Source organism: Chryseolinea sp. T2, assembly GCF_037203685.1.
Taxonomy (GTDB): domain Bacteria; phylum Bacteroidota; class Bacteroidia; order Cytophagales; family Cyclobacteriaceae; genus Chryseolinea.
This window is the reverse complement of record NZ_JBBCAU010000001.1, coordinates 883,973-909,511: the sequence shown is the minus strand read 5'-3', so window position 1 is coordinate 909,511 and position 25,539 is coordinate 883,973. Positions and strand designations below refer to the sequence as shown.

Annotated in this window: 23 protein-coding genes; 12 read left to right on the top strand and 11 right to left on the bottom strand. The window is 45.4% G+C overall.

The window, feature by feature from the left end; genetic code table 11:
* Position 1: 1 nt before the first annotated feature.
* The 5 genes from WBG78_RS03825 to WBG78_RS03805 all read right to left on the bottom strand — a co-directional run bounded on the left by WBG78_RS03825 (position 2) and on the right by WBG78_RS03805 (position 8,171).
* Positions 2–4,465 (bottom strand): chemotaxis protein CheB, encoded by a 4,464-nt coding sequence (locus WBG78_RS03825; RefSeq protein WP_337325045.1) that lies wholly within the window; start codon positions 4,463–4,465, stop codon positions 2–4.
* A gap of 28 nt (positions 4,466–4,493) precedes the next feature.
* The gene (locus tag WBG78_RS03820) at positions 4,494–6,011 is read right to left on the bottom strand and encodes a GAF domain-containing protein (protein ID WP_337325044.1); all 1,518 of its coding nucleotides are present in this window, start codon (positions 6,009–6,011) and stop codon (positions 4,494–4,496) included.
* Between the two features lie 72 nt (positions 6,012–6,083).
* On the bottom strand, positions 6,084–6,674 hold the full coding sequence (locus WBG78_RS03815; RefSeq protein ID WP_337325043.1) for a biliverdin-producing heme oxygenase: 591 nt from the start codon (positions 6,672–6,674) through the stop codon (positions 6,084–6,086).
* 333 nt (positions 6,675–7,007) lie between these two features.
* Positions 7,008–7,547, bottom strand: a complete 540-nt coding sequence (locus WBG78_RS03810) for a DUF2911 domain-containing protein (protein WP_337325042.1) — start codon at positions 7,545–7,547, stop codon at positions 7,008–7,010.
* Between the two features lie 78 nt (positions 7,548–7,625).
* Positions 7,626–8,171, bottom strand: coding sequence for a dioxygenase family protein (locus WBG78_RS03805; RefSeq protein ID WP_337325041.1), 546 nt, complete (start codon positions 8,169–8,171; stop codon positions 7,626–7,628).
* A 172-nt stretch (positions 8,172–8,343) separates the two neighbouring features.
* Here WBG78_RS03805 and WBG78_RS03800 point away from each other — a divergent pair, with 172 nt between their 5' ends.
* Both WBG78_RS03800 and WBG78_RS03795 read left to right on the top strand, forming a co-directional pair.
* Positions 8,344–8,775 (top strand): SRPBCC family protein, encoded by a 432-nt coding sequence (locus WBG78_RS03800; protein WP_337325040.1) that lies wholly within the window; start codon positions 8,344–8,346, stop codon positions 8,773–8,775.
* 334 nt (positions 8,776–9,109) lie between these two features.
* Entirely contained in the window at positions 9,110–10,498 is a 1,389-nt protein-coding gene (locus tag WBG78_RS03795) for a sensor histidine kinase (RefSeq protein WP_337325039.1), read from the top strand.
* On the opposite strand, the gene WBG78_RS03790 is transcribed toward WBG78_RS03795, so the two are convergent.
* The gene (locus WBG78_RS03790) at positions 10,495–10,794 is read right to left on the bottom strand and encodes a hypothetical protein (protein ID WP_337325038.1); all 300 of its coding nucleotides are present in this window, start codon (positions 10,792–10,794) and stop codon (positions 10,495–10,497) included. The two genes, WBG78_RS03795 and WBG78_RS03790, sit on opposite strands and share 4 nt — an antisense overlap.
* A gap of 200 nt (positions 10,795–10,994) precedes the next feature.
* Between WBG78_RS03790 and WBG78_RS03785 the strand changes: the two genes are divergently transcribed.
* From WBG78_RS03785 to WBG78_RS03770, 4 genes are all read left to right on the top strand, one after another.
* Entirely contained in the window at positions 10,995–11,234 is a 240-nt protein-coding gene (locus WBG78_RS03785) for a hypothetical protein (RefSeq protein WP_337325037.1), read from the top strand.
* Between the two features lie 49 nt (positions 11,235–11,283).
* The gene (locus tag WBG78_RS03780) at positions 11,284–11,766 is read left to right on the top strand and encodes a hypothetical protein (protein ID WP_337325036.1); all 483 of its coding nucleotides are present in this window, start codon (positions 11,284–11,286) and stop codon (positions 11,764–11,766) included.
* 95 nt (positions 11,767–11,861) lie between these two features.
* Positions 11,862–12,230, top strand: a complete 369-nt coding sequence (locus WBG78_RS03775) for a hypothetical protein (protein WP_337325035.1) — start codon at positions 11,862–11,864, stop codon at positions 12,228–12,230.
* Between the two features lie 127 nt (positions 12,231–12,357).
* Entirely contained in the window at positions 12,358–13,386 is a 1,029-nt protein-coding gene (locus tag WBG78_RS03770) for a YncE family protein (protein WP_337325034.1), read from the top strand.
* A gap of 21 nt (positions 13,387–13,407) precedes the next feature.
* Here WBG78_RS03770 and WBG78_RS03765 read toward each other — a convergent pair whose 3' ends face one another.
* Positions 13,408–15,816 carry an ABC transporter permease gene (locus WBG78_RS03765; protein ID WP_337325033.1) on the bottom strand — a complete coding sequence of 803 codons (2,409 nt, stop codon included), beginning with the start codon at positions 15,814–15,816 and terminating at the stop codon, positions 13,408–13,410.
* Positions 15,817–16,117: 301 nt separating this feature from the next.
* Between WBG78_RS03765 and WBG78_RS03760 the strand changes: the two genes are divergently transcribed.
* From WBG78_RS03760 to WBG78_RS03750, 3 genes are all read left to right on the top strand, one after another.
* Positions 16,118–16,459 (top strand): PadR family transcriptional regulator, encoded by a 342-nt coding sequence (locus WBG78_RS03760; protein ID WP_337325032.1) that lies wholly within the window; start codon positions 16,118–16,120, stop codon positions 16,457–16,459.
* 2 nt (positions 16,460–16,461) lie between these two features.
* Entirely contained in the window at positions 16,462–19,074 is a 2,613-nt protein-coding gene (locus WBG78_RS03755) for an ABC transporter permease (protein ID WP_337325031.1), read from the top strand.
* A 97-nt stretch (positions 19,075–19,171) separates the two neighbouring features.
* Positions 19,172–20,308, top strand: coding sequence for a serine hydrolase domain-containing protein (locus WBG78_RS03750; protein WP_337325030.1), 1,137 nt, complete (start codon positions 19,172–19,174; stop codon positions 20,306–20,308).
* Between the two features lie 80 nt (positions 20,309–20,388).
* Here the strand turns inward: WBG78_RS03750 and WBG78_RS03745 are convergent, their stop codons facing one another.
* Positions 20,389–20,967, bottom strand: a complete 579-nt coding sequence (locus tag WBG78_RS03745; RefSeq protein ID WP_337325029.1) for a dihydrofolate reductase family protein — start codon at positions 20,965–20,967, stop codon at positions 20,389–20,391.
* A 162-nt stretch (positions 20,968–21,129) separates the two neighbouring features.
* Complete coding sequence (locus WBG78_RS03740) at positions 21,130–21,582, bottom strand: SRPBCC family protein (RefSeq protein WP_337325028.1); 453 nt, start codon at positions 21,580–21,582, stop codon at positions 21,130–21,132.
* A gap of 333 nt (positions 21,583–21,915) precedes the next feature.
* On the opposite strand from WBG78_RS03740, the gene WBG78_RS03735 reads away from it, so the two are divergent.
* From WBG78_RS03735 to WBG78_RS03725, 3 genes are all read left to right on the top strand, one after another.
* Positions 21,916–22,500, top strand: a complete 585-nt coding sequence (locus WBG78_RS03735; protein ID WP_337325027.1) for a Crp/Fnr family transcriptional regulator — start codon at positions 21,916–21,918, stop codon at positions 22,498–22,500.
* A 138-nt stretch (positions 22,501–22,638) separates the two neighbouring features.
* Positions 22,639–23,379 (top strand): SDR family oxidoreductase, encoded by a 741-nt coding sequence (locus WBG78_RS03730; protein ID WP_337325026.1) that lies wholly within the window; start codon positions 22,639–22,641, stop codon positions 23,377–23,379.
* Positions 23,380–23,437: 58 nt separating this feature from the next.
* On the top strand, positions 23,438–24,208 hold the full coding sequence (locus WBG78_RS03725) for a 3-hydroxybutyrate dehydrogenase (RefSeq protein WP_337325025.1): 771 nt from the start codon (positions 23,438–23,440) through the stop codon (positions 24,206–24,208).
* A 92-nt stretch (positions 24,209–24,300) separates the two neighbouring features.
* Here WBG78_RS03725 and WBG78_RS03720 read toward each other — a convergent pair whose 3' ends face one another.
* Entirely contained in the window at positions 24,301–24,681 is a 381-nt protein-coding gene (locus WBG78_RS03720; protein WP_337325024.1) for a DUF5367 family protein, read from the bottom strand.
* Between the two features lie 3 nt (positions 24,682–24,684).
* The gene (locus WBG78_RS03715; RefSeq protein WP_337325023.1) at positions 24,685–25,530 is read right to left on the bottom strand and encodes an NmrA family transcriptional regulator; all 846 of its coding nucleotides are present in this window, start codon (positions 25,528–25,530) and stop codon (positions 24,685–24,687) included.
* Positions 25,531–25,539: the final 9 nt, after the last annotated feature.

The following is a 25,539-nucleotide window of genomic DNA, read 5'->3' as shown; positions in this document are numbered from 1 at the left end:
TCTATGTTGATTGATGAACGGGGAGAACAATCGTAAAGATAGCACCTTCGCCGTCGTTACCTCGTGCTGAAATAATACCATTGTGTTTTTCGATGATTTTCTTCGCGATAGCAAGTCCGATACCAGTGCCTTCATAAGTATCTTTGGAATGCAGACGTTGGAAGATCAAAAAGATCTGTTCAGCAAACTTTGGATTGAATCCAATGCCGTTGTCTGCTATTGTAATTCTACACCATGGCCCATCTTCCTGCCGCTGGGAATTTAGATCGTTGGCTGCAGTTCTCACAGCATCAATCCGAACTACTGGTGGAGTGTTCGGTCTGGAGAACTTCAACGAGTTACCTATAATGTTCTGAAACACCTGCCTGATTTGTCCTGGCACGGTCTCGATCAACGGGAACTCAGACACATACACTTTTGCGTTTTTCTCGCGAATCGCTATTTCGAGATCATCCAGGATCTCATCTATCAACTTTCTGATATTTGTAGTTTCAAAATTTATGTCCTTTGCAGAGAGCTTGGAGTAATTGAGGATATTGGTAATAATCGATTTCATTCTCGATGATGATGCGAGGATTTTCTCGATGTACGTAGTGCCGTTTTCTGCAAGTGACGCCTTCCGGTCTCTTATCATTGAGGCATACATATGAATCTTCCGCAGCGGTTCTTGCAGGTCGTGTGAGGCCACCGAAGCAAATTGCTGAAGGTCGTTGTTACTTACCTCAAGTGCGTAGTTCGTGTTTCTTAGTTCAGTAGTACGTTCCTGAACTTTGCGCTCGAGCACTTCGCTCAGCTGTTTTTGGTCATTAATGTCGATAGTCGTAACGACCCAATTTACAACTGCGCCGGCCGGGTCCTTTTGTGCTTTAGCCCTAAGAATGTTCCAATGATAAGTGCCGTCACTAAGACGAATTCGCAGCTCCTCCTGAAAGTCAGAGCCCCTTTCAATATTCGACGACCACGAATGCTGCAAACGGTCAAGATCATCGGCATGAATTGCCTGCTCCCACCCTTTCCCTATCGCAAGATCATAACTTAACCCTGTGTACAATTCGAAGTGCCGGTTAACAAAATCAACAGCACCATCAGCTGCTGCCGTCCAAACAATAAGAGGCATGGACTCGGCGAGAAATTTCCGCTGTGCGACATTGTTGGCAATCTCCATCTCCGCTTTCTTAATTTCAGAGATATCCAGAATAGAGCCGAGCATACGATAAGGAGTCCCGTACTGATCATGCATAACGTAACCCCTGTCCAGTACGTTGTGATAGCTACCCGATGCATGCTTAAATCTATATTCCCCTGTCCATTGCGTGACTCCGGCGTTCAATGCATGCAAAATGTTATCATCAACCTCGTCGCGTTCGTCCGGATGCACCATATTTAACCATTCTGCGCGGGTTATCAGTGACTTCTCATAACCAAAATTTGCACAGAATGCATCACTAAGCCACAACTGATTGTTTACGATATCCCAATCCCAGATAACATCGTTGGTAGCACGCGCGACCATGCGAAACCTCTCTTCACTCTCTGACAGCTGACGCGTTCGGTCTGTGATCTTATTCTCCAGTTCTGCGTTCAGCGACTTCAAAGAATCCTTTGTAGAGATAAGTTCTATGTAGTTCTTTTTCAGTCTTTCGTCTGCCTGTTTCTTTTGAGTGATATCCGTTATTGTGGCCACCAAACCGTCTTTCATTTTCACGGCAGTAACTTCAAACCATAGACTATTGCCTTCATCGTATACGTCGGTATGCAATGATACATCGCGCTCCACAACCTTAGCCATTTGCTGCAACAATGAAGTAAAGAAAGCGATGTTCAAATCGATCAACACGCGTTTACCGACAATGCTTCCGCCATCCTGTTTCAATAATCGATTGGCCGTATGATTAGCTGTTTCTATGGAAAAGTCGATAATCTTCCGCTGTTCGTCACGTACCGCCTGAAGTGCGAAGATCGCGCTGAGGCTGGAGTTGAACACACCACGAATTATATTGTTGAGGTTGGTGACAGTAGTGATATCAAGAAATGAAATAACCACTCCTGACCGCTGAAGTTCTTTTGTAACGTATGGCATAATGCGCAAGAGCATGTTCGTCCCATTGCGCAGTTCCACCTCCTTTTCTATAGTCTCGTGATGCTTAAGTACCAGTTCAATATCAGCAATCAGTCCAGTATACCGTACGTTGGTAGAGATATGATTAATAGGCCGGCCGAGGTCACTATCGATAAGGTTAATCACCTGTAAAGCTGCCGGATTGAACTTCCGGATCATCATGTTCCTATCCAGGAAGATCTGGGCCACATTACTACTTCTGAAATAGTTGGTCAAATCATCGTTTAATTCAACCAGCTCATGGATCTTAAGCTGATGCTCTGTATTAAGGGTATGAAGTTCCTCGTTGAGAGACTGCAACTCTTCGTTTGAACTTTGCAATTCCTCATTGGCTGAAAGAAGCTCTTCATTGCTCGATTGCAACTCTTCGTTAGCCGTTTCAAGGTCTTCAATGGCGTACTGAAGATTGTTCTTGGTTTCGTTCAGTTCCTCCTCGAGCGCTAGAACATATTCGCTGGTGGCATTGTCGGAATGTCCAGTTGCAACTGATACCGTAGAAGTTTCAAGTTCCATAAAATGAAATGCAACCAGCGTGTAGTTCTTCAATTTGCTATGTGACTCGGACTGAATAAGTGCCTGTAAGTAGAAAGTTTTGTCACCGGTTGTGTACGACAGATTCCTTACGACCTTTTTGTCATCAGACTTCCAAACCTTCTTAATCTCAGCAACCAACCGGCTTGAGACGCTTGACGGGAGCATACGAATCAGATTCAGCTTAAGTATTTTTTTCGGCAGCGCCAATATGCGATCGTAATTGCCGACGGCGTCCTTTATCTCGAAGTTCCTGTCGATGTGAAAAGCAGCAAAGTTGAAATCCGAAAACAGATTGCTCTTAAATTCTTCCCACAGATCCGGCAGCCGAGAAACCTTCTCCCCTTTCACCTGGCCATTACCATTTGACCTCGGGTGACCATCCTTCATATCGCCGAGGAGTGGGGAGACTTTAGCATTTGAAATCTTTCGAAAAACCTTCCATTTCGTGCTTACATCCTTGAGGTGTTGAACAATAGGATTCGGATTTTCAGTTGGACCGAGAAATAGATATCCGTTGATATTGGCCGCAAAAAGCAACACCGAGTAAATGCGTTCCTGTAGCCTCGGATTCATATAGATCAGCATGTTACGGCACGTCACAAGATCATTCTTTACAAATGGCGGATTGTGAATCACGTTGTGAACGGCAAACACAATTTTCTTTCTCAGCACAGGCTTGACTGCGTACCCGGTAGATGTAGCGACAAAAAACTTTTGAAGCCGTTCGTCCGAAACATCATTTGCTATAATTGCCGGATAATGTCCCTTACTGGCGATCTCTATATTGGACCTCTCTGCATCCGATGCAAATATCTTAAAGGAAACATCTTCATATCCTAGCTCAGCTATGCACTCTTCTATGAGCATGGCAATCGAATATGCCTCTTCTCCCGTGCTGCAGGCACATACCCAAATCTTAATCTGTTTATCTTCTTTCTTCTTTAGTATGGCGGGCAATACCTCAGCCTTCAATATGCCGAAGGCATCCGTATCCCGAAAAAACCTTGTCACATTAATAAGCAGGTCTTTACCCAGGTTTAAACTCTCGCCTGGGTTGCTCCTGAGATGTTCGACATAGAGTCTCGGATTTCTAAAATTGTTCTTTCGCATCCGATGAAAGATGCGACGTGTTACGGTAGGAGACTTATAGTAATGAAAATCAAATCCGGATTGCTGCTGGACTATTCCGAAGATTTGCATCAGCGTGTCGTCATCGATCTCTGCAGGGGCTGTGTCATCCATCTCCTTTACATAGGAAAGGATTTGTGCCGGCATTTCTCTGGGGGTCAAAATATGATCGGTGTTCCCGGTAGCAATCGCACTGTTTGGCATTCCATCAAACCGTGCGGAGGCAGGATCCTGAACGATCACCATGCCGCCATGTTCTTTGATAGCGCTGATACCTTTCGTGCCATCAGTGCCTGTTCCCGAAAGGATTAAAGCAATGGCCTGCTGCTTGTGCTCACGAGCCAATGGTTCAAGAAAGACATCTATCGCATTGTTAGGAAACTTCAATGGTGATTTATCTGTAAGTACAAGTTTATAGCCCTTTATTGTGATGAACTTGTTGTTGGGGATTACATAAATGCAATTGCGTTCTATATTCGGCTCACTCGTTGCCTCATACACCTTCATATGCGTATGGCGAGAAACGAGGTCGACCAAAAGACTTTTATAATCTGGAGAAAGGTGTTGAATGATCACAAAAGACATGTTCTTCGCCTCCGGCATGTTATCGAAGAATTCATGTATAGCTTCGAGACCGCCAGCAGAGGCTCCGATGGCAACTATAAAATGTTTGTCGCGATCCATGAGTTTTTAGCTATTCTTCCTTAGGTGACTACTCGGTAATACCCTGACCCGACGTTTCATATTCATAAATAAAGCTTCGCAAAGTTTCCGCCCTGGCAACTTCCTCATCACGCCACGGCTGGGCTATTCCACTCACGAGTTGTTGCCATTGTTTGAATGAATTTCGCGGATGATAGTTTTTCTCGTCTTTATCAAAAGTTATTCTCTCATCCGGATTCCCACCCCAATTGATCGTGCGAATCTTCTCCGGCCGGAAGATCAGGACATAGCTGTCCTTTATATAGTTGACTGGGATGACCAGCATGCCACTGGCGATCTCCCGATACTCCACTGCATAATCGTTCAAGCTACTCAGACTATCCGTGTGAAAGGTCGACCGCAATTGCTTCGTATGGAGCCATAACAACAGTTCCTCTAGTTGTTCAGGCAACGGCGTTATCCCAGCCGTTTTGATACGGCCATTCCGGGAGATAGCAACACCAGTGGCATTAAAGATTTCCATCAATCCACTTTCCGAAAGCAAAGCCTCATCCAGCCGGCTATTCTTATAGACATTTTCAAGAAGCGCAGCGTACCCACTTCCCATTGCATTTTCCCTTAACAAGGCTTGCTCGTTTTGTATGGAAGATATTTTCGCTGATATTACCGTCGACAGCATCTCAAAGATCGAGCACATCTCATAGCTTAGAAACTTTGGCACCTTATGATGACAGGCGATGAGACCCCACAACTTCCCCTGGTGCAGAATGCGCGTCGACATCGAAGCAGTCACTCCCATATTTGTCAGATATTCAATATGCACTGCCACTACGCTTCGAAGATTGCAATCTGACAAATCCAGGAACGACTTTGTTAATGGATTGATCACGGGGAACAGTTTCACCGGCACATAGTCCTTATCTGGAATCAATCGATATGGATTTTTCAGATACAGATCTCTTGCCTGCTTCGGAATATCAGACGCTGGAAAAGTGAATCCCATATAAGCTTCCATATCGGCTTCACGGGATTCAGCCATCACCGTTCCATTCCACTCCGAATCAAAACTATAGACCATTACCTTGTCGAAACCGGAAATGCGTTTTAACTCGAAAGCAGCGACTTTGCAGGCGTCCTCAATTGAAGAAGTCGATTCAATGGCGAGCATCGCGTACTTCAATTCCTGATACACTTCGATAAAGGTGTCGCGCTTTGAAAGTGACACGGGCTCAAGTTCTATTTCGATTAAGAGATGAGTACCCTTGTTGTGAATGAGCACAAGATATTGCTGACCATTCAGCTCCCAGATGCCCGGGATCTTCTTGCTGGTTTCATTCAGCTTTGAACGGAGATCATTAAAGGCATTAGCGCTAATAAATGAAGCTAAAGGTTTGCGCAACAAAGAATCAAGTCGCCCCTCAAAAATGGAAGAAGCATTTTCACTTACCTGTACGATCTCATATCGTTCAGTCTCGACAATTACCAGGACACCATAAGATTGTATGAGGTTGGTTAGGTGAATAGGTACTTTACCGCAAAAATCGGAATCATAATTCTTCTGTGTCATAATCTTATTGGTCGGCGATCGCTATTGTTGTTAATTGAGGCAGCGCACCTGTTTTCTGCATGCGAAAGGGACTCACCTACGAATTTCATCAGTCTTCTCAAACTCATATAGTTGTACCCAATTGAAGAATGAATTAAATGTGTCCGTCGCTGCGCGGAGAATATCACCACGTTGCCGCACAGTAAATTCTTTGTTCAAGTGGCTTTTAAAGCGTTCCCACATAAGTGGTGTTTCATTGCCATATCCGAAAAAGAATGACATTCCATGATCTGAATCTCTTGACAGCTGTTTCTTCAACATTGCGGCGATGATCTGGCCACCCAGGGTTGAGCCTTCGAGCACGTACAAAGCTCCAAGCGCCGATGTCGAAGAATCAATAGAAGGCAGATCCTGACAATATCTTTCTGTCTCTGTTCCACCTTCGGACTTAATATCAGCCGCAATCCATTCTGCCTTTCTGCGCTTGTGGAATTCGAGTCCGGGCTCCTCGGACATAAAGCCAAGAAGTAGTGACTCCATCGCTCCATAAAAGCCATGCATCAGATGGAGAAGATCGACATAATCATCCCGGGTTCGCACGGCCTTAATTTTCTTTACTAATTCCTTTTCGAGTGCGCGGTGAGAACTCTCTGTTTCTCGCCTTAAGTCTTGAATCAATTCCATAATTGCATCTTTTCAAACCGATAAAACTACTGGAACATCCAAGGGAGGCAAAGCCAAAACGCTATTTCCAGTTCGTAGAGGCTAATAAAAATGCGTGCCACTGCTATGACAGTCGATCAACAAACTTTCTAAGCCGGAAAGTGTGGAGGAATGTCCACAAAAATTGAGGAGTGGAGGTCCGGAAGGTTGAATAAAAAAAGCAGCCATCATTTACGATGGCTGCAGTAGCTATGCCTAGGAGTCTAGCTGTAAAAGAATGATAGTGATATCGACGATATAAGGCCCTGGTTAAAGAAGCCCCAAATCGGTTTCAATTATGAAGAGCGGCGTACCTCATTTAGCAGCCACAGGAACCTCCAGGTTCTCCCATTTTAGCGTGAAGCCGCTTCCATTGACTTCGAAAAGCATCTTTTCGTTCGCAGATGCCGATTTTTTCGGTTTTGCCGTTACGGTCAAAACATCCTTTGCACGATCCAGGTTCGCTTCACCGCTCCTTTTAATACCCCATTGGCCTGTCTCAGAATTAAAGATGAATGTCCATTCCTTTTCCCCTGCAATGGCAAAAAGACTGTATTTGCCAGCAGGAAGCTTTTTACCCTGTATCGTCAGTTCTGCATCAGAGGTAAATATAGTGGCTTCGTTCGCTCCCAACCTCCATACCTTATCATAGGGAACCAAATCTCCCCATACTTTTCGTCCCTTCACGGACGGACTGCTATAATCAATAGTGACATTGGCCTTTCCGATTTTTCCCTTGGCAGTGGCCGGAGGACTAGGCCTGGATGCTTTGTCGCCCTGTGCAAGGACAGTCGACACAAACAGAACGGAACTAAGACATGTTAAAAGCAAGATGGTCTTTTTGATGGGTCTCATATTATATCAGTTAGTTTGGTTGATGCTTTTTGTAACCGCGGGAACTACCGTTGGATAGCTGATCATACACGTCCTTATTCAAATGTAGATATCAAAGTCGCCGTGCAGAATGTTTTCTTTCTTGAATAACGAGATTACTCTGCTTGTTTCCGCCTTCCTTGCAAAATCATTTTGAATTTGAGGATCGCCCCTGAAATATATCTGCGATGTTAGCTCCGCAAAGCCCGTTGCTCGCACTTTAAAATGAATATGCCTCGGCCGTGACCCATAAGAAGGTGGGAAGATCGTCTTGAATGTGTAACGGCCCTTATCGTCCGACTTCACGAGACCCCTGCATTTAAAGCCATCGTTATCGTAAACGCCGTGGGAGTTACAATGCCAGATATCAATGATTGCATTTGAAACCGGCATAGAGCAGTCGGATGCCTTGAATATTGTTCCTGAGATTGTTAACGCCTCGCCATCAGTTTCGATAACCGGTTTTAACGGTGCGCCCTCTTTATAGTATGGGCCTTCCGCATCGCGTTGTGTTTTACATTCCTTCGCAATGTCAACACGTTGGCGTTCGAATATTCTCGCGAACGGCAGCAATAGAAACGAGGCCAGAAACGATTTCCTTTCCATAGGGAAGCACACCTATATTTAGTGAACTTTCTCCCGAAGAACAATGATTTCGGTGGCGACCGGCAAAAAATTCGTCTGAATCAACCCGCCAGTAAGTCCATTCCGCACCCGCGGTCCCGGTCATCCTTCCTATACCTTTGGGACATAAACTTCAACACAAAAAGTTAACGATATGGCTACTAAAAACTTCTCTTTAACACTTACATCCGCACAATCTCCTGCTGATGTATTTCAGGCAATTACCAACGTACGCGCGTGGTGGACGGGATTCTATTCAGAGGAGATAACAGGTCACTCGGAAAAGCTCAATGATGAGTTTACTTTCCGCGCAGCTGACGGAGCGCACTACACGAAGCAAAAGTTAGTGGAAGTAGTTCCCGACAAAAGAATAGTTTGGCTTATCACTCACAGCAACTTATCCTTTCTTGAGCAACCCGACGAATGGTTAGGCACAAAAGTGATCTTTGACATTAATAAATCTGGTAAGAAGACAGAGTTAACCTTTACACATGAGGGGCTAACTCCAGAGGTGGAATGTTACGACTCCTGCGCGCCAGGCTGGACGCAATACCTGAAAAACAAATTGCAACCACTTATCAACTAGGACACCGCCATTAACGGCAAAGTTCAAACCTGACATTAATCCGTAAATTCTGAATCATTGTTTTGTTTGAGGAGTTTACTGTGAGCAACGATCTTATCCGAATACAAAGTATCGGACACAGCGATGCTCCTCAAACAAAATGGTGACTCACTTATTGCTGACATTTTCCCAAACAGAGAATCACATTGCGTGGCTCAAGCCAATAGTCCCTAAAGTCTCCAACTATCCGGATCCTGTTGGAATATAAATTCAATAAGGTTAGCTTAAGTACCCGACCTTTCCTTAGTTGCCGCATTATTGCAACTACACTCTCGGTATTACAAGTTGGAGAAACATGGGTGAGCTTACCAGGCGAAGTGTCCTTATTGCGAATATTCTATCGCGGATTCTCGCATTACTCTCTTTCACGCTGGTAATTATTCTTTTGTTACTATTCGGGCCAGGCATTAATACTCCGATCATTGTTGGCATTGGAATATTCTTCCTTTGTATTCCTCTCATAAACAGTTACAGGCCAATAACGGGTAGAATGATTCTGGCGTTGATCGGACCTGTACTCACAGTAGTGGCCGCGTTGCTTCCAAAAATCTTTGAAACATCATTTACAGACATTCTTTATTACGATGCACGGTTCATTCTGATCCTATTTTCTATTGTACCCTGTCTGATATTTGATGTAAGTGAGTGGAAAAGTACCTACATCTGCCTCGCTTTAATCTTTCTGCTGATAGAATTCTTTGATCCCCTTCACGAACTTCTTCATGTGGGATATTATCAGAAAGGCTTCAGCGGACGTTCGTACTATTATATCAACTACATCACTGGCCTGACCTTTTTTGGTATTACGGCCGGAGCGATGGTGCTGAGGCGCATTGTACATCAATCCGAAGCGCAGGCGGCAAGCTATCTCGAAGAGTTGCAAGCCAATCAGGAGCAATTAATGGAGGCCAATGCCCTTATCTCTAATCAAAAGGTGGAATTGGAAAAGGCAGTTAATGAAGCCACTATCAACTTACGGAAGGCAAACCAGGAGTTACTTCGTCATAACGATGAGATCACGGCATTTTCTTATGCTATTTCTCATCGGCTGAGAGCTCCAATAGCAAGGATGCTTGGTCTTGTGGATATCATCGACATAGAACGTCCTTCCTGGGGTGGCGACCTGGATGACATTTTGGAAAAGTTGAAGAACTCTGGACTGGAGATCGATACAGTTGTTCGTGATCTGAACAGTATATTGACTATTCATCAGTCAGCCGATGTTACAACGGAACGCATAGACTTTTCCTCGTTATGGTTAAAAACAAAAAGTGCACTTGAAATAAGTGACACGATGGAACTTGAAAATTTCGATATCGATTTCTCACAAGCTCCCTCAATTATCTCCGTTCGTTCCATGGTGTACAGCATATTCCTGAACCTGATTAGCAACTCACTGCGATATCGTTCATTCGATCGCGATTTACGGGCTTCTGTTCGCACTCAGGTTGACGGAGACTTCATCGTTCTTACAGTACGTGATAACGGTATTGGCTTCGACGTCGAGCGTGTAAGGAACGACATGTTCAAGATGTATAAGACATTCGACGGGGAACGTTATGGTAAAGGATTGGGTCTATATCTGATCAAGTCACAAACAGAATTTCTAAACGGGACAGTAGTAGTTGAGAGCCGCCAGAAAGAAGGAACAGTAGTTGTTGTGCGACTACCCTTGAATCATTAGTCAACACTGCTAAGTTCAACATCTGCGTTTCGCATCAATCCGACGATAACCTTTCGGGTATGGGTGTTGTAGTCATCGTGTTTGTATTCAATAACACCTTGCCGGCAACATATCGTGAAGCCATTGCCATGCAGCTGCCAATGGTATGGTTGGCCAACGGTAAAATCCAGCCAGTCAAAGAGATGGTCGGTAATGAAATGCGCCGGGTCATTGTACGTAACCAACGAATGAAACAGTGCGCCACAAAGAGTCTGTACGGCTTTGAGTTGAGCTTGCGTGAGCGTTGGAAAAGGCATAACAATCGATTCTAAAGTCCTGCTTTAATCGTTGTTTTTGCCGGAGGCAATATAGCGAGTATGCCGATAAACTTTCCTTAACAAGGGATTTCAATAGGAATATTTTCAAAAAGCACGAAATGATCCGTACAACTGGGGTTACAAACCATTGCGCCGGTGTATAGATGATCGCCGTTGTTAGTTTATAAATCCCCATTTCTATGATTCGAATAATAGAACTAACAGTTAACGGAGTATTTGCGGTTGCAGGGTTGGCACTGCTTATCATTGCATTGCGCTATCCCCGCGTAGCATTCATTGAAATCCCAAGCGCTATATTCCGGACGTTCCTCAACGTGGTTCGGCAGATGTTCCTTATTGACAGGCTCAGTGATATGCTTGATGCCCTGGTGAAAACAAAGGCTTCGAGGCACAAGAAGGCGAGTGCCGCCAGAGCATGACCTTCCGATCGCATTAACAGCGTTGCATTTTCCGTAGATTCGCGGCGTCATGATTCGTTTGCCGCGTTCCGTAAACAGATTACTCCTTTTAAGCCTTCTGCTTTACACAGCCTGTAAACCCAACACAGGAGACACGGACGACGTCGTTACAAATGCGACCCACCACCCCGGTGCATCTTCTCATAATGCCTTGACTGATGATCAGCTCGAGAAAGTAAAGAGAATACACTTTGCATTCGATGAGGTTGCAAAAATCACCCTTACAGAAACCATTGATAAATTCAAGCGCTATAGTGAACCCGACCGGGAAATAGCGATATGGTTAACCATGGCGACGGCCTACGAGCGGTTTGCTATTAATAAGCATGTTGAAGAGTACGACAAGAAAAAGGAGGCATTTGAACTTCTCATCCTGAGGTCGAAAGCCTCTGAGAAGGAGGTACTTGAAAAGCATCATTTCGAATACTTGTCAAATGAAGAAGTGCAGGAAATTTTCGATTACTACTCAGAGCAGAGTTCTCACTTGAGGTAAATTCGACTTCGTGAAACTACAAAAGCAGAAATCTTCCCCTTGCCATGTAACCAATCTTAGAACAAGATTTTAAAAATTAAACATCACTTCCACTTATGCGATTCACCAGGTTAGTTCCCAATGTCTTTTACGAGAACATCGCGGAAGCGTCAAAGCTATTTGTCGATTGTCTTGAATTCAAAATCACCTACGACGACAGAAAATCAAGAAACCCATTCTTTGTAGTTGAACGAGACGGTCTGCGAATTAATCTGTTTGAAAATGCAAACCTTGCAAAAGAGCACAATCCCGAATTCCGCCTCGTAACCGAAGATATCGAATCTGTTTACCGTAAGGTTGCAGCATCTCATCCACACTTTTTGCATCCCAATCTAAGTCAGATTACACTCCGCCCATGGGGCGCCCGGGAGTTTGCATTGACCGACGTACAGTTAGGCATCGTTATTCAGGAGTGGCCGCGATAGTCCGATACCAGGTTACCAGGCTTTCAATCGTTCAAGAGCGGGTCAAGTTGTTTTCGCACTGCCGTTGTCCGGCTACTGGGTGGATTTAGAAATTCATTATCTTCATATCTCACTATTCTCCTGAAATATGAAGAATCATAATATTGCTACAACATTCTCTGCAGTACTGTATTTTGTTTGCATGATGAATTGTCATGCGCAAACAGGAAAAAAACTGCTGCTTGCACTGTCGAAGGCCGACCATACCCTGGCAATCGTCGATCCTGCGACGCTCAAGGTGCTGGGTCGTGTTCCTGTTGGAATAGATCCCCATGAGGTAGTCGCATCGTCGGATGGAAAGATTGCATATGTAGCAATATATGGTGGTGGCACGCTTCATGAAATCAATGTGATCGACCTCGTCAATAAGAAAGCGCTTCCGACAATTGACACGAGGCCGCTCTTCGGGCCGCACGATGTTACTTATGTGCATGATAAATTGTGGTTTACCGCAGAAGGCTCTAAGGCGGTCGGCCGATACAACCCTGCAACGAGCAACCTTGATTGGTCAATGGGCACCGGTCAGGACAGGACCCATATGCTGCACGTAACTGCAGACGCCCGGAAGATTTACACGACTAACATGTCATCGGGGACGGTTAGTATTCTTTCAGATACAGTTATTCAGCCTCCTCCAAATGCACCTGCAACAGCGAAGCCCCGGACAGATTGGTTTCAGAAAGTTATACCGGCGTCGGTTGGTTCTGAAGGCTTCGACGTATTGCCTGACGGCAGCAAGTTGTGGACAGCAGCAAGTTCAGATGGTAGTATCACCGTTGTGAACCTTAGAACGAAAACGCAGGAGAAGAAGATCGATGCAAAGGTAATGGGTGCAAATCGCCTGAAGTTCACGCCAGATGGCAAGTATGCGTTTGTATCCAGTCTATCGACAGGAGACCTTTTCATCATTGAAGTATCGACTCAAAAACAGATTAAGAAACTAAGCCTGGGACGCGGTGCCGCAGGGATACTGATGGATACGGATGGAACACGCGCATTTGTGGCTTGTTCTGCAGACAATTACATTGCCGTGGTTGATCTGAAAACTTTTGAGGTAACGTCTAAACTCGATGTCGGTGGAGTACCTGATGGTATGGCCTGGTCAATAGCGAAGTGATCAATTAATGATCCTATCCGGCTACTCGCTTCGTAGCGAGTCTACTGGATTACCACGGGCAGCCCTTACTGCCTGAAAGCTTATGGTGGCAGCTGCAATGATCACAGCAGTGATACCCGCTAATATAAAAATCCAGAAGTGCATCTCCACACGGTAGGCGAATCCTTCCAGCCACTTGTTCATGCTATACCATGCGGCAGGGGTTGCAATGAGCATGGCCATCAGGATAAGTACCATAAAGTCCCTCGACAACAATGAAACAATGCTACCCACATTGGCACCAAGCACTTTGCGGATGCCGATTTCCTTGATCCTCAACTGTGTAGTGTAAGTGGCTAGTCCTAATAGTCCAAGACACGCTATGAAAATCGCAAGTGTGGAGAAGATAGAAAAGAGTGATCGGAAATTGAAGTCGCGTTGATATTGCTTATCAAAGTCGTCATCCAGGAAGCTGTACAGGAACGGCCTGTAGGGCGCGAGTTGACTCCAGGTTTTACGAACTGCCTCAATGGTCGCTGGCAAGTCCGTTGATTTGATCTTCAAGGAGATATATCGGCAAGCATAGGGTTCAAAAGGCAACGTCAAGGGCTCGATATTTCGATGTAACGATATGTAGTTAAAGTCCCTTACCACTCCGATTACTTCTCCTTCCCTTCCCCACTGTTTATATTTTTTGCCAACGATATCTGCTGGATTGGTGTAGCCATATTGCCTGGCGGCCGCCTCATTGATAACTATACCACCGATTGTGTCTGATGGATGCTCACGTGAATAGGATCGCCCTGCAACAAGTTTAAGCCCATAATGACTAATGAAGTCAATGCCTACCTGAAAAATTGGCTGGGCCATTCCTGTTAACTGCCCGTTCGGAGCAATGATCTCCGTGTATGCATTCGGGAAATAGCTGCCCGGCACGCTTCTCGAAAATGCAACGGAGAGGATATCTGGATTAGACTCCAACTCAGTTTTCAAAACTTCGCGCGTTTTATTAACTCGGCTATCATAATTGTAATCGAGAATGAGCATGCGTTCTTTATCAAAGCCGAGATCTTTGTTCAAAAGATGATCCATTTGAAAAGTGACGACAATTGTCCCGGCAATCAGAGCAATCGAAAGACTGAACTGAAAAACCACCAACCCTTTTCGCAGGTTTACTCCTCCGCGAGGAGATTTGCTAAGACCTTTAAGAACTGAGGCCGGGCTGAATGCCGACAGAACGAATGATGGATATGATCCGGCAATTACGCCAATAGCAAATGTCGCCGCGATGAGTATTCCTATATTTTGAGGCGTGACGAAATGTGACACGTCCAGTAGTCTTCCCGTGATGTTGGTCATTGCGGGAAGCGCCAGTGCAACGATTCCAATCGCCGCAGTCATCGACAGTGCAACTATAATAAAAGACTCCCCGAGGAATTGTGAGACGAGATTCTTGCGGTCGGCCCCGATGGACTTACGAATGCCAACTTCCTTGCTGCGCTCCAGAGAGCGAGCCGTCGACAAATTCATGAAATTGATGATCGCGATAACCAGTACAAAAAGACCAATCACCGAAAAAATATATAGGTTGGGAACACTACCTGTCTCGCCGGGCTGTCGCTGACAAATTGTTCCGAGATACATTTCCTTCAGTGGCTCGACTACGACACGGTATTCACTTTTCGGATCATTGGTTTCGCGCTTGAGAAACTCCGGAATCTTGGCCTCAAATTTTGCGCGATCAAATTGTTCGTTCACCAGGAAGTAAGTATAGAAATCGACGTATCCCCAATTCGTGAACACATCGGGAATCGACTTCCTGAATGTGCTCATCGATAACAGTGCATTAAAGCGAAAATGCGAGTTGGGAGGAACGTCTTCCATTACCCCAGTAACGAGATAGTCTCCGGAATCAGACCGACCGGCCGACTCACTGCCTACAAGTGATTTACCAATAGGATCTTCATCACCGAAGTACTTTTTTGCTGTTGATTCCGTAAGTACAATACTAAATGGGGCAGCCAATGCAGTTTTCGGATTACCCTTGAGCAACTTCCAACTAAATACATCGAAGGCAGTTGAGTCCATAAAGAAGACTCCGTCTTCCTGGTGGGTGATGTCGCCATTGGTAAGGAGTATATCTGAACGACCGGAAAACTGAACTACTTTATCGATCTCCGGAAAATTCCGCTGCAAGGCCGGCCCTATCGGGGCGTTGCCCCACACCCAAAAGTTTTCGGTGGATTTAACATCGTTACCCCATCCATGAATCACGCGATAGATCCTGTCACCCTTGGTGTGATAGTTGTCGAACGAGCGCTCATAGTCGACATACATAAATATCAATAGGCAGCATGCAATTCCGAGAGCAAGACCAAATATGTTGATGGCGGAATAGGTTTTCTTCTTAAGAAGGTTCCTCCAGGCGATGGTGAGATAGTTTCGGAGCATGTGATGAAGTTCGTCAACAAACAGTACTTCAACAAGTGCGGAGGGTTACAAAAAAATTAAGAATTAAGAGTTAAGAATTAAGAATTAGCTATCGGTTGAACGCCGCCGTGCTCGCGACCAGAGGTCGTGGCCGATAATCCTGCCCGTAAGAGCGATAGCGAATTCTTAATTCTTAACTCTTAATTCTTAATTTCTGGTCCGTACTGCACACTTGCAGTCCACCAAAAAATATTTCCTTACTAATATGTAGAATGAACAACCTCCGCTCTCTATCTTCGTTATACAATCTAGTAATGAAGTTATGATCGAGACCAGAATTGGTGATTTTGAGGAAGTGGTTATGCTTATCCTGGGCATTTTACCCAAAGGTGAGACCTACGCATTCAGGATCGCCAAAGAATTCAGCCAGCAAACCGGACGTGAAGTTTCCATCGGCGCCATTCACTCGACCCTGGACAGACTAGACAAAAAGGGTTTTGTCACGTCTGAGCTTGTCAATTCCAACGGCAGCAGAGGCGACAGGCAGAAGCGCATCTTTACAGTCACAGCGTTAGGAAAACGAGTGTTAAAGGAGGCTTTGGATTTTAAAGTTGGACTCTGGAAGCAGCATCCATCCTTTGCCGCGAAGTTTAATTTCGGTTGATCATGAACGACAAGCTGCCGCAGCCTCCTCGTCTGGCCACCTGGTTTCTCCATCTCTTTCTCAAGAATGAATTGAGATCAGAGGTAACAGCAGATCTGCTGGAACAATACGATGAAAAGCTGGCAGGAACCTCTCGCTTCCGGGCAAATGTCAATTATTGGTATCAGGTAGTCCACTACTTCAGACCATTTTCAATAAAAGCATTTAGGGCACCAACCACTCAGTCAGCCATGATGTACAAGAGCTATACGAAAACGTCACTGCGCGGTATGATGAAGAACAAACTTCATACCTTCATTAATATCACCGGCCTTTCAGTAGGTATGGCTGTGGCGATGATCATCGGACTATGGCTTTGGGATGAGCTTAGTTTCGACAAACAATTCAGTCGGTATGACCGTATCGGTCAGATAAAGCAAACATTGATCAACAATGGCGAACTCCAGATGTGGAGTAATCTACCCTGGCCTTTAACAGGTGAAATCAGAAGCAATTACAGTAGCGATTTCGAGGAGATCGCCATGACTACGAATTACAATGTATGGCTCGTAGCGATGGGCGAAAACAAGCTATATGAGAATGGAATATTTGCGGAACCACAGTTCTTGAACATATTTGATTTGCCCTTCATTTCAGGTAACGAGCAATCGCTGAACGATATGTCGTCGGTACTTGTATCAAAGTCACTTGCGGAAAAGCTCTTTAAGTATGAAGATGCTGTTGGCAAAACATTTTCCATTGACGAAAGAATGGATGTAACGATCTCTGGGGTGTACGAAGATTTCGCGAAGAACTCCACGTTCGCGGGCATTCAGTTCATTGGGGCGTGGGAGATGATCTACAGGAAGAATGAATGGAAAAACATGACCGATCCATGGAGACCAAATATGTTTTTCGTTTACACTCTGATGCATCCGGGAACGTCTTACCAACATGCATCTGAAAAGATCCGCGATGTGAAACTTCGGAATGTTAACGAAACGCTTGCAAAGAAAAAACCAGCACTATTCATCCATCCAATGAGCCGCTGGCATCTGCACGATGAATTCAAGGAAGGTAAAGAAGCGGGCGGAAGAATCCAGTATGTGTGGATGTTTGGAACTATCGGCGTATTTGTTATGCTCATGGCATGCATCAATTTCATGAATCTCAGCACCGCACGATCCGAGAAGAGAGCAAAGGAAATTGGCGTGCGAAAGGCAATCGGCTCACTGCGCCGGCAGCTAATTGTTCAGTTCTTTTTTGAGTCAGTAATGACCTCATTGTTTTCGGCGCTTATAGCTCTTCTTATTGTACAACTTTCGCTTCCATGGTTCAATGAAATTGCAAGCAAGCAAATGTCGCTTCCCTGGATGAATATAAAGTTCTGGATCGGCTTCTTTGCCTTTAGTGTATTCGTTGGAATTCTTGCAGGGAGCTATCCGGCATTCTATATGTCAGCGATCAGAACCATAAGTGTAATTAAAGGCGTATTCAAGGCTGGCAGCGGCGCATTCATATCTAGAAAAGTAATGGTCACTGTACAATTTGCCATCAGCACTTTAATGATCGTTGGAACGGCCATAGTCTATATGCAAATCCAGCATGCAAAGGACAGGCCCATGGGTTACAACTCAAAAGGTCTGATATCTATGTGGCTGCCGTTCAACGGTACTCGTGAGCGCATGGACGCAGTGAGGAATGAACTTATAAATTCAGGCTCAGTTATAGGAATGGCAGAGGCAGGTTCCACAACCACCGTTGCGTATTCTTCAAGCAGCGGATTCGATTGGAAGGGAAAAGATCCTAATCTTTCGGTTGACTTTAACACCAATGCTGTGAGTCATGACTATGGTAAAACCATCAACTGGACGATTATGCATGGGCGTGATTTCTCGACTGATTTTCCATCCGATACCAGCGCTATCATTATCAATGAAGCTATGGCCCGGTTCATTGGACTTGAAAATCCTGTTGGTGAGATTATCCGCTGGCACGATCATCCACTAACCGTGATTGGAGTTGTGGCTAATATTGTAAATGGGAATCCCTATCAGGAAGTCAGGCCGAACGTATATCACCTGTTCGAGGGGTATGAAGGGGTACTCATTGCACGACTTAATCCCGAGATGAGCGCTACTCAAGCCATAGCAGGCATGGAGAAGGTCGTGAAAAAGTTTGATGCAGGTGCACCCTTCACCTTTCAATTTGTTGACGACGCCTATCAGGAAAAGTTTGGAAATGAAGAACGCATCGGAAGACTGTCAACCATCTTTGCATCACTAGCCATCTTCATCAGTTGCCTGGGTATCTTCGGATTATCGTCTTTCATGGCAGAACAAAAGAGCAAGGAAATTGGTGTACGAAAGATATTAGGCGCCTCGGTCTTTCAGCTATGGAAACTGATGTGCAAAGACTTCGTTTTGCTCGTAATGATTGCATGCGTGATCGCAATTCCAGTAGCGTACCTATTTTTATCACAATGGTTGGAATCCTTTGTCTACAGAACGACGCTATCGTGGTGGGTGTTCGCTGGCAGTGCCGGGGCAACATTATTGATTATGCTTGTTACCATTAGTTGGCATACGATTCAGGCAGCAAGGGTAAATCCGTCACAAAGTCTTAGATCTGAATAGTTCGTTCATTGGAAGCAATCAAAACATCTGTAAAATTCTGTTTCGAACTTCGTTGAACATCGATATATTGGAGATCTGTCTCTCTTATCCTATCTGCATGTATCGGCGCTCCTCTCTTTTTATCGCACTCTTTTCGATTTTATTTGCTTCAACGTTTGGCCAGCAACCCGCTTTGGAAGGGGCGTTCCAGTCACTGATCGAAGAACAGGAAATCATAGGCCTTGCTGTGGTGGCCGTTAAGGATGGAAGGATTGTATACAAGCACAACTTCGGAATGCAGAACCGCGAGCAGAACATTCCTCTTAATGAACGATCGATCTTTCGAATTGCATCCATCTCGAAGTCATTTTCGGCAGTGACCATAATGCAGTTAATGGAGGACGGGAAGGTTTCATTAGACGACGATTTTAGCAAGTTGGTAGGATTCACGGTTCGAAACCCCAACTATCCGGACAAAATAATTACGCTGCGAATGATAATGTCGCATACGTCGAGTGTTAATGACAGTCAGGGTTACACCAATCTTGATTTCATCAATCCCGCAAAGAATCCAAATTATGCAAAATGTTATAGCTCGTTCGCCCCAGGCGAAAAGTACGACTATTGTAATCTGAATTATAATATGGTCGGCGCCGTGATTGAAAGGCTAACCGGTGAACGTTTCGACATGCGCATAAAAAACCATATTCTGAAACCGCTGGGATTATACGGTGGCTATTGTGTTGACTCCCTTGACGCCAGTCGCTTTACTGTTTTGTATGCCTGTGATTCGGCTACTGGCAAATATATACCCTCAACGGACGCTTATGCGCCAAGACGTGAACAACTGGCAACATACCAATTGGGATACAGCACTCCTGTGCTTTCGCCTACTGGCGGAATGAAAATCAGTGCCGAGGATCTTTGCAAATACATGATGATGCACATGAACAACGGTACCTCCAACGGGATAAAGATTATGTCATCAAAGCATGCTCAATTAATGAGGACAAAGATTACAGACGACGAAAGCTATGGACTGGCAATGCGTGAAAGCAGCGACCTAATACCAGGAGAAGTTCTCAAAGGTCATACCGGTACGGCCTATGGTCTCTATTCGGCCATGTTCTTTGAACCCAAAAAGAAGTTCGGGTTTGTGGTGATCGTTAGCGGGTGCAGGCCACAAGAGGAGATAGACATCAAGTTAGTGCTGCGAAAGTCTATGAAAATACTTTATGATCACATCATCAAGTAGTCAGAGGTTCATGCAAAAGGAGTTTTAGGCGTTAACACAATCATTGGAAACACACTCGGCGGTTACCAGAACGACAGATGTCAGCTAACTTTCAGTTCTGGTTCAAACGACGCGCTAATCAAGCCGTTCTTGTGATAGTTTTGCTCAACAAGTTTCATGCTGTTGTATTCAACGGCCGCAGGAAACAGTGCTTTGCCGCCACCGACCAGCGTTGGGCAAATTCGGATCTTGTACAAATCAATCAGGTTCGCTTTGATGAGCGCCTGCGTGAGCGAAATGCTTCCCCAGATAATGATATCTTTTCCAGACCCTTGCTTCAACTCTTTAATCTTACTGATTGCATCTCCGCTTACGATTTTAGCTTCCGGCCATCGTCCCCACGGCGCACTCTTCAAGGTGCTGGAGAACACAAGCTTAGGTATAGAATTCAATTTGTCAGCGATCATCTCCTTATCAGTTGTCGCCGTTGGCCAGAAGTCGACAAACAGCTCATACGTCTTTCGGCCGAGCAGTATGGTGTCGATTGTTTCAAGAAACTTAAGCTGTTGTTCGTCTGCATAACGATTTTCATCTGACGAAGGAAAGAAATCCAGTTGCCCTTTGGCATCCTCGGCATATCCATCCAGAGAAATCCATTCCTCGGCTATCAGTTTGCGCATGATTTTCAAATTTGATTACATGATTTTCATTTTGATTACTAGTCCCGGGTAGACCCTTGTATAAACCTATTGTCGAAGCGATTTTCTGAGCAAGCTGGTTACAAAACCAACCTGCCCAGATTCGCCTATATCACAAAAGAGATCCCGAATGAAAGCCCTTGTTTATTGTTCAGATAGCTGTTTCAACTTATCCAATGCCTTTGGCCAGCCATCCCGAAACATTTCTTCCCACTCCGGTGTGATCTTCATTTTCACTTTGAGATTTGTTTTACCATTCTTCTCATCAAAGTAGTAACTCTCGGTCGTACCCACCCAACGGTTGGCCTCGGGGCTCGTGCGATCCTCACTTCCACCTTTCTGGAGTAAAGCCACGTGCTTAGCGGTAATATGGTCATAAGGTGCGAGGTCTGTGATCGTGGCCAAAGTTCCACTTGCATCGGCACCGACAAATTTTATATCGCTGCCTTTATTCCACTTGCCTTCATAAGACGATCCAGGCCAGGCAACCTCCGTCCATTGTTTGTAGGTATCGAGGTTTAGCATGGTGTCCCATACCTTCTTAACCGGTGCTGCAATCTGAGCTGAGAATTCAATTTCCTTCATGTCAGTATTCATAACATTGTATTTAAAGGTTATCAATATCTAAATCCGCACAAAAACTTCTCCGAAACAGCGCCAACCTCTTATTTTAGAGATTGATTGATTTACTCGCATTTCTATCGCGCCATGAACAAAGGTCACTATACCAGGCGACATCCATGGGGGCCAATGGCGACACATTTCAAGGTGAAATGCGTCAAACCAATCCATATGGTTGTTGCATTTTTACGCAGCTGGGATCGGCGTACAACAGCAAACCAATGGATAATGTACTGATGGTTTGCTGAAATACGGATCGAACCTTTTTCATAACTCACCGTAATCAGATGTAACACACTACCCGTCTATATGATTTCCAGCTTCGCTCTTGCACTCCGACAACTTTGCGATTTACCGGCAGAAGAAGAAGCAAAAGTCAATGCAATTGCGTTTAGTGAAACAATCAAAAGAGGTGAATACTTCATTCGCGAGGGTGCAATTCCCACGCGCTTCGGGTTCGTTGTGAGAGGACTATTTCGCTACTATTATCTTGATACCAAGGGAACGGAATTCACTAAAGGTTTTTTCCCGGAGAACAACTTTCTCACATCATATACGGCAATGAAGGCACATCGCCCTTCCTACTTTGCTATAGAAGCTATGGAGGATTCTGACGTCGTAGCTATTGACTATCACCACTGGCATTCTCTTTATGCCGGGCACCCATGCTGGCAGCGCTTTTTGCTTGCTTTGCTCGAAAAGGGATACGCGAAAAAAGAATCAAGGGAGCGAGAGTTACTGGTGTTCAACGCTGAAGAGCGATACCTCTTGTTTCGTGAACAATTTCCGAATCTTGAGGCCAGGATCAAACAACACATGGTTGCATCTTATTTGGGCATCACTCCAGTAGCGTTGAGCAGAATCAGGAAGACGCTCTCAATGACACACACTTAATCAGGAGACATTGCCATTCTACTTCCAATTATGTCTGTATGCAGCATCGAACAGCATCACAAAAAAGCATTGCACCTTAACATAGGTTAATGCAATCGTGCCTGACGTTGTTTTGATTTGCAGCATAAACAAAGCGGCATGCAATTGCGAAATCAAACTGTGTTAATCACAGGAGGTAGTTCAGGTATTGGCCTGGAGCTCGCGCGACAACTCTTATCGAGTGGGAACAAAGTTATCATTTGTGGACGATCCGAAGCCAGGCTAGCTGAGGCTAAGAAGACGCTGCCGACTCTAGACTACTTTCGCTGTGATCTCGCACAACTTGAAGACTGCAGACTTCTTTCATCATGGGTAATTAGCAATCATCCTTCCTGCAACGTATTAATAAACAATGCGGCGATTGTTCATCGCGGGGACTTCCACGAAGACGACGCCGCAGTTGAAAAAGCAATTCTTGAGATCGATATAAACCTCGTGGCCCCAATTGCTTTGACGAAAATGCTTCTACCTCACTTGGAGCTGCAAAAGCGCGCCCGAGTAATCAACATAACAACGGGACTAGTATACGCACCAAGGGCAATTTACCCGATCTACAACGCAACAAAAGCTGCACTGCACTCCTTCAGCCAGGTACTGAGGTATCAATTAAAAAACACTCCGATTAATGTGATCGAGGTCATGATGCCGGTTGTTGACACGCCATGGCATGAGGGGCATGTACCGAAGATTGCCATATCTCCAGAACGGGCGGTTAAGGAAATGATCCGCCGTGTCGAAGCAGGTCAATATCAGATCCGTGTCGGCAAAGTGCGTCTGCTTTACGTCGTTTCCAGAATCCTGCCAGGGCTCGCCTTCAGAATGATCAATAGAGTATCATAGGCGACTCACAATCTAACTCGGAACAGAGCATTGTCAGTTGCAATCGCTACATTCAGCTATGCAAAAGACTGTTCTTATTACCGGTAGCACCAGTGGCATCGGTCTCTCAATCGCTGAACAATTTGCCGCAAAAGGCTATTGCGTTGCGTTTAACGGACTTGAAAGCGATGGAGCTGACACTGCAAGCCGAATCGCGCTGAAGTACAAAACAAAGCATATGTTCTCTCCGGTGAACATGCTGGACGGCGATGGACTTCGCGCCTGGGTGAAGGACATACAGAAGCAGTGGGGACAAATCGACGTGCTCATTAACAATGCCGGTATCCAACACGTCGCTACCATCGAAGACTTTCCCTGGAATAAGTGGGACGAGCTTATACGAATAAATCTGACGGCCCCCTTTCAGTTGATTCAATCAGTGTGGCCGTACATGAAACAAAAACAATTCGGACGAATCATCAATATCGCGTCAGCCCATGGACTTGTTGCATCCCCCATGAAAATCGCGTATGTATCGGCGAAGCATGGCCTTGTCGGTCTGACAAAAACCGTTGCGCTTGAAGGTGCTCCCTATGGCATCACATGTAATGCTGTTTGTCCAGGCTATGTGAATACTCCGCTTGTTGAAAAGCAAATAAATTCTATTTCAAAACAGACCGGGCAACCAGCTGATCAGGTTGCCCGGGAACAATTTCTCAGCAAACATGCGGTCAAAGAATTTATTTCCGCTCAAAGTATTGGGGCAATGTGTTTGTTTCTCGCTGCAGAAGAAGCTGGCTCTATTACGGGCGCAACTCTTCCTATAGATGCAGGATGGACTGCTCAATAGTACCAGCGGATTCGTCTGGCGTCATCGTATTTTTACACACAATCAGGTATTCTTAGATGCAATCAGCCCTGTATCCGCACAGCATCGGTTCGTCAGGCGCTGGCACGTCGCCTGCCAGACATGTAAAAGGTTAACACGTTTATGATCACCAGCGTCCATAGTACGGGGCTCGTAAAGAATGAAACATACCCCCCTCCATTTGGTATTTCAAAGAATGGAACCGTTATTAAAACATCCAGCAACAGGGCAGTCGCTGACGCCAGAAGTCCGACACGCGAACCATGGTCGGTGGACACATCTTTGTAATAGATCCAGGCACCTGCCGATGAAAACACTGCCATCAAACAAATAACAATCACCGACTGAGCCAGAGAAGACTCACCAACCATTGGAAGGTACGCCAACACCGTGAACGTGGAGATCACCAATAGCCAAACCGTGGCACCAGCAATTACTGCTCTGACAACGTTCATAAGTTATAACGTCGGGATTTTAGATGGAGTCCATACACCTTTCTTGACGGCGTCTGCAGCATACTGTGAAAAGGTCCTTGCTTTTCTGCCCAGGACTTTCTCGATGTCGTTGGTGACATTCGCATTGCGGCCATCGAGCACTTCTGTAAACAAATATCGGATCAGCCACAGCTGATCTTCAGGCACATTGTAGCTTCTCAGCATCTGTTCGTAGTCGTCCATCGGGATCGGTTCGAACACAATGGTGCGGCCACTGGCTTCTGCTATTTGTTTTATTGCCGCTCCGAAAGTGAGCAGCTCAGGTCCCGTAAGATCATAGGTCTTTCCGTTGTGCTTGTCATCGAGCAGACATTGTACTACCACATCCGAGATATCGTCGGCGTCGGTGAAAGGCTCAGGAGACTCCACTCCCGGAACAACAAAGTGACCTGCGAGTATTGGATCAAGGAAAATTCCCTCGTCAAAATTCTGATTAAACCAGCTGGCTCTTACAATTGACCAGGATGCTGCTGCCTCCTTAACAATCTCTTCGCATTTTATTGCTTCGGCCTCGCCCCGGCCCGAAAGTAAAACCATCTTTCTAACGCCAAGCCTGGACGCCAGGGAGGTGAATGCCCGTATTACTGAAGCGGAAGTGGGGATTGCCAGGTCGGGTTGAAAACTTATGTACACCGTATCGATACCAGTCAATACTTCCTCCCAGGAGCCAGGCGCATCCCAGTCAAAGGGTGGCGTTTCGCGGCGTGAACCGATTCTAATATTGATGATGCCGGCTTGCTGAAGCTTCCCGGCAACGCGACGGCCTGTTTTCCCAGTGCCGCCTGTGATAAGGATCTTTTGTTCTTTCATATTATGTTC

Coding starts and splice junctions, on each gene's coding strand:
- WBG78_RS03755 (WP_337325031.1), top strand. CDS start 16,462: ATGAACGACAAGCTGCCGCAGCCTCCTCGTCTGGCCACCTGGTTTCTC.
- WBG78_RS03785 (WP_337325037.1), top strand. CDS start 10,995: ATGATTCGAATAATAGAACTAACAGTTAACGGAGTATTTGCGGTTGCA.
- WBG78_RS03820 (WP_337325044.1), bottom strand. CDS start 6,011: ATGACACAGAAGAATTATGATTCCGATTTTTGCGGTAAAGTACCTATT.
- WBG78_RS03760 (WP_337325032.1), top strand. CDS start 16,118: ATGATCGAGACCAGAATTGGTGATTTTGAGGAAGTGGTTATGCTTATC.
- WBG78_RS03770 (WP_337325034.1), top strand. CDS start 12,358: ATGAAGAATCATAATATTGCTACAACATTCTCTGCAGTACTGTATTTT.
- WBG78_RS03825 (WP_337325045.1), bottom strand. CDS start 4,465: ATGGATCGCGACAAACATTTTATAGTTGCCATCGGAGCCTCTGCTGGC.
- WBG78_RS03790 (WP_337325038.1), bottom strand. CDS start 10,794: ATGCCTTTTCCAACGCTCACGCAAGCTCAACTCAAAGCCGTACAGACT.
- WBG78_RS03800 (WP_337325040.1), top strand. CDS start 8,344: ATGGCTACTAAAAACTTCTCTTTAACACTTACATCCGCACAATCTCCT.
- WBG78_RS03740 (WP_337325028.1), bottom strand. CDS start 21,582: ATGAATACTGACATGAAGGAAATTGAATTCTCAGCTCAGATTGCAGCA.
- WBG78_RS03765 (WP_337325033.1), bottom strand. CDS start 15,816: ATGCTCCGAAACTATCTCACCATCGCCTGGAGGAACCTTCTTAAGAAG.
- WBG78_RS03795 (WP_337325039.1), top strand. CDS start 9,110: ATGGGTGAGCTTACCAGGCGAAGTGTCCTTATTGCGAATATTCTATCG.
- WBG78_RS03715 (WP_337325023.1), bottom strand. CDS start 25,530: ATGAAAGAACAAAAGATCCTTATCACAGGCGGCACTGGGAAAACAGGC.
- WBG78_RS03775 (WP_337325035.1), top strand. CDS start 11,862: ATGCGATTCACCAGGTTAGTTCCCAATGTCTTTTACGAGAACATCGCG.
- WBG78_RS03730 (WP_337325026.1), top strand. CDS start 22,639: ATGCAATTGCGAAATCAAACTGTGTTAATCACAGGAGGTAGTTCAGGT.
- WBG78_RS03745 (WP_337325029.1), bottom strand. CDS start 20,967: ATGCGCAAACTGATAGCCGAGGAATGGATTTCTCTGGATGGATATGCC.
- WBG78_RS03805 (WP_337325041.1), bottom strand. CDS start 8,171: ATGGAAAGGAAATCGTTTCTGGCCTCGTTTCTATTGCTGCCGTTCGCG.
- WBG78_RS03750 (WP_337325030.1), top strand. CDS start 19,172: ATGTATCGGCGCTCCTCTCTTTTTATCGCACTCTTTTCGATTTTATTT.
- WBG78_RS03810 (WP_337325042.1), bottom strand. CDS start 7,547: ATGAGACCCATCAAAAAGACCATCTTGCTTTTAACATGTCTTAGTTCC.
- WBG78_RS03815 (WP_337325043.1), bottom strand. CDS start 6,674: ATGGAATTGATTCAAGACTTAAGGCGAGAAACAGAGAGTTCTCACCGC.
- WBG78_RS03720 (WP_337325024.1), bottom strand. CDS start 24,681: ATGAACGTTGTCAGAGCAGTAATTGCTGGTGCCACGGTTTGGCTATTG.
- WBG78_RS03735 (WP_337325027.1), top strand. CDS start 21,916: ATGATTTCCAGCTTCGCTCTTGCACTCCGACAACTTTGCGATTTACCG.
- WBG78_RS03725 (WP_337325025.1), top strand. CDS start 23,438: ATGCAAAAGACTGTTCTTATTACCGGTAGCACCAGTGGCATCGGTCTC.
- WBG78_RS03780 (WP_337325036.1), top strand. CDS start 11,284: ATGATTCGTTTGCCGCGTTCCGTAAACAGATTACTCCTTTTAAGCCTT.